The organism is Jeotgalibaca caeni (assembly GCF_028863945.1).
Classification (GTDB): Bacteria; Bacillota; Bacilli; order Lactobacillales; family Aerococcaceae; genus Jeotgalibaca; species Jeotgalibaca caeni.
Window position 1 is genome coordinate 1 of record NZ_JARBEA010000132.1, and the last position, 1,286, is coordinate 1,286.

Below are 1,286 nucleotides of genomic sequence, written 5' to 3' on the forward strand. Positions count from 1 at the left end.
TAGACTAACACAAATAAATGAGACAATATAAAACACCTTCGGAATGGTATAATACCAAATACTATGTCGGAGGTGTTTTTGCGTGGGAAAAAACGTATATTCTAGTGAAGTGAAATGGGCCGTGATAAAGGACAAAATGGGTGGTGAATTGACCAACAAGGAAATCATGGAAAAGTATGGCATCAAGAACAAGACCCAAATTCAAACTTGGATGAGATGGTACCGGGGAAACCAGGTGCACCGCTTGACGCAACCCATTGGCAAACAGTATTCCTACGGACATGGACCGGAATGGAAAACGGAAGAAGAGAAGAAAAATAGCCAGATGGCACAGTTGAAGATGGAAAATGAAATCCTAAAAAAGTATTTGGAACTGAGAGAGGAGTTGAAAAAGGAGTAGTCCTCCGCTTGGTGGAACAGTTCCGGAGGAACTACACGATCAAAGCAATTTTGGCTGCACTGGGTGTAGCTCGTTCCACCTACTACCGCTGGAAAAAGGAACCTGAAAAAATGCTTTCTGAAGCGGAAGAGAAGATTATTGCACTATGCCAAGGGAACAAGTACCGCTATGGACACCGGAAAATAACAAAATTATTGAAACGAAAATTCAAAATCAAGCTGCACCGCAATACTGTGCAACGTATCATGCAGAGGATGAATCTACAGTGTCGCGTGAAGCCGAAACGGAAATGGAAGTCGCAAGGAGAAACGACAATCGTGGCACCAGATCTGTTGAAACGAAACTTTATGGCTTCGAAGCCTGATGAAAAATGGGTAACCGATATTACCTATGTACAGTACGGACCCGAAACGCTCTATCTTTCCACCATCATGGACTTGTATAACAATGAGATTGTCGCGTATAAACTTTATGATCACCAACAGACCTCCTTGGTCTTGGACACATTGGAAGCTGCACTGGAAGCCAGGGGAAACCCTACGGGAGTCATCCTGCATTCAGACCAAGGGTCTGTCTATACTTCTTACGCTTTTCAGCGACTAATCAAGGAGGAGAATTTGGTAAGCAGTATGTCAAGAAGAGGAAATTGTTGGGATAATGCGGTGATTGAATCCTTCCATTCGAACATAAAATCGGAGGAATTCCAGTTCGTGAAGTATCATGCGCTGTCTATTTCCGAAGTTATTTGCCGTGTTCAAGACTATTTGCATTATTACAATCATGAACGGATTCAAGAAAAATTAGGCTACCAATCCCCTCTGGAATACAGAGGATTAGCAGCCTAAGAAGGTGTTTTATGTTTGTCTCAAATCAGTATGTCAGTCTA

General features: G+C 42.5%; 1 protein-coding gene. It reads left to right on the plus strand.

Annotated features, from left to right (window positions below):
- The first annotated feature begins 82 nt into the window (after positions 1-82).
- Positions 83-1,245 (plus strand): IS3 family transposase gene (locus tag PVE40_RS12755; RefSeq protein WP_274732311.1). Its coding sequence is split into 2 segments (ribosomal slippage): positions 83-359 and positions 359-1,245, totalling 1,164 coding nucleotides; the frame shifts between segments, so codons are not numbered across the junction.
- The last annotated feature ends 41 nt before the right edge of the window (positions 1,246-1,286 follow it).